Below are 2674 nucleotides of genomic sequence, written 5' to 3'. Positions count from 1 at the left end.
CCTTGGAGCTGGGCGAGGGCCTGAGCTTTACTCAGACTGACCTTGCCGCTATTAAGCTGGGCAATTTTGGTAAGTTCGAAATTGTTGGTGACCCCATTTTTGCGGGCAATAAGCTCACTATCAAGGTAAAACTCAATGCCGATACCATCAAAAACTATTGGGATTTGAGAAGTGAGGTTGCAGCTCGCACTTCTGGTATGAATGCGACGGTTTCTGGCATTAAGGTATCTGAAACTGCAGAGCCGGGTAAAAAGTCTGTCATTAAGGGCACGGTCAAAGGCCAGATGAGCGCCATTGCCACTTTGCATACCCGTACTTTCCATCCTTCTTTTACTTGGACCGCTGTCCAGGATGCGAGTGGAAAAGATTCTGAAGCCACCGATCCCGAGGCTATCCAGGCAACCGTTTTGGTTCAAAAGGCTGATCCCAAGCCCAATCCCAAGCCTGATACCAAACCTGATACCAAGCCCCAACCCAAGCCCGAGGCTAAGCCCCAGCCCAAGCACATTACCCAAACCAAGATTGTAAAGAAGCGCTCTGCTCTCCCCCAGACCTCTGATGTAGCCGCTACTGCTCTTCCTGCAGCAGTACTCGCTCTCGCTGGTGGTCTGCTTGCCGCAGCTGCAACTGTTTTGCGCAAGCGCAACGAGAACTAATTCTTAAGTCCCATAAGTTAGTGGCCCCAACGGTCTCTGGCATTTGCCAGAGACCGTTTTTTTATGCCATCCACCTCTACGACAACAGCTAATCACCCTATTGCTGGTCACGATGGTTAAAGTGTCGTTTGGAATTTAAATCCACACCTAAACATTCAAACATCTGCTTCGCTCAAAGAAGGTCACATGGCAGTCGAACTGGTTATTCGCTCAAAAAGTGTCTTTACAGGCAAAAGCAATACTACACAAGCACTTGCTTTGGGCATTGTGCAGGGAATCATCGCAGCAGTGCTTCCCTATGAGCGCGCTGATGAGCTCTGTGATTTTCAAACTCAGCTTATTGACTACGGCGAAAATTTTGTCTGTCCAGGCTTTCATGACGCGCATCAACACGTACTGCACTCTGCTCTTTTTCCCTCCGCACTTGCTGATCAATATGTCGGAACGAGCGAAGCAGACGAGGTGGCGCATCTTGTCAATTTTGCAGCGACTCTACCTGATACACAAGATTGGGTGCTCACACATGGTTGGCGTCAATCCTTTTGGACAGACTCCACTGCTGCACCGACGCGCCATTCCCTTGATGTCGCCTTTCCCAATCGCCCTGTCGCGCTTTACTCAGGGGACGCTCACACTCTCTGGCTCAATTCGTATGGTATGGCTGAGCTCGGTATAAGCGATGCAACTCAGCCGCCCGCGGGCGGAAGTTTTGATCGTGACGCTCAGGGAAATCTCACGGGTGTTCTCCGCGAAGCAGCTGGAATGGCCTATGTCGCTCGCCTTGTTGATCTGCTTTCTGATGAGGCGCTCATGCAGGTATACCGCAGCTATTTCCACTGCCTATCCAGCATGGGTATCACCTCGGTTTGTGATATGGCGCTTTCGCTTATCCCTGGTGCAGACTCCATTCGCCCTGACATCTACCAGCATCTTCTCAATGCAAATGAACTCACACTTCGCGCGCATCTCTTCCCCACCCTCACTGAAAACGAATCCAACCTTGAAGCCATGCAGGTCGAACTCACAGGTACCATGATCCAAGCCCCAGGCTTCAAGCAATTCTTTGATGGAGTCAGCTCGGCACACACCGCCTGGTGCAGCGAACCCTATACCAATGCATATTTTTCAGGCGATGTCGGCCGTCCTACCGTCGCGCCCGAGCGCATGCGTTCGCTCGTACTTTCAGCAGCCAGCCACGGCCATGCCGTGCGCATTCATACCATTGGCGACCAAGCCGTCCATGAAGCTCTCAATATTTTTGAGGAAGCAACTCGTCTTTATGGTCAACCAAAACAAGGCGTCCACACACTTGAACATATTGAAGATATTCAGCCCGCAGACATTGACCGTCTTGCAAAGATGCATGTTATCGCCTCTGTGCAACCACCTCACGTGGTCATCGACCTGTCTCAACCCGACCGTGACTTAGGATCTAAACGCGCTGCGCGCATGTGGCCGTTTGAGACGTTTTTACAGGCAGGCGCTACTCTTGCATTTGGTACAGATTCACCTGTGATACCCCCTACCAGCCAAGATGTGCTGTATTGCGCCATTGCACGCCAAATGCCCACAACTCACCTACCCCAAGGTGGTTGGCACCCCGAACACTGCATCAGTCGCGCAGATGCTTTGCGCGCATATACCTATGGTAGCGCAGCGGCAGTGGGTCGTACGCATGAGCTAGGATTGCTCGCGCCTGGCATGCTTGCTGATGTAGCTATATGGGATACAAACTTTCTCACCTGTGAGCCAGAAGACATCCAGCGAGCCCACTGCCTTGCCACCTATCTCGGAGGCAAGCAGATCTTTTCTGCTTAACAACACAAAAAAGGTGTCGCTTGGCTGGCTTATTGCGGACAATTCTTCTCGCCCAGCCGTGGTGATAGGTAGAAGATTTAGCCCCGAGGAGGCACTTTAGGCGATTTTCTCACCCAGTCCACCAAAGTAGTTAAAAGTTTTAGCCCCGAGGAGGCGTTTTTGATCGGAATCCTACCAAAAACGCCTCCACTGAGCACTTC

1 protein-coding gene and 1 pseudogene are annotated in these 2674 nt (G+C 51.5%); both read left to right on the top strand.

Features of this window, described 5'->3' with window-relative positions; genetic code table 11:
- Window positions 1–656: pseudogene (locus Q0X25_RS08355) on the top strand (hypothetical protein); the annotation flags it as partial.
- A gap of 186 nt (window positions 657–842) precedes the next feature.
- Complete coding sequence (locus Q0X25_RS08350; RefSeq protein ID WP_298581197.1) at window positions 843–2474, top strand: amidohydrolase; 1632 nt, start codon at window positions 843–845, stop codon at window positions 2472–2474.
- The last annotated feature ends 200 nt before the right edge of the window (window positions 2475–2674 follow it).

The sequence above is a fragment of the uncultured Olegusella sp. genome, from assembly GCF_947253395.1.
Classification (GTDB): Bacteria; Actinomycetota; Coriobacteriia; order Coriobacteriales; family Atopobiaceae; genus Olegusella.
Note: the sequence above shows the minus strand (reverse complement) of the source record. Positions and strands in the feature narration are given on the sequence as shown.

Excerpts from the sequence above, each read along its gene's own strand:
- Q0X25_RS08350 (WP_298581197.1), top strand. The coding sequence starts at position 843 with ATGGCAGTCGAACTGGTTATTCGCTCAAAAAGTGTCTTTACAGGCAAA.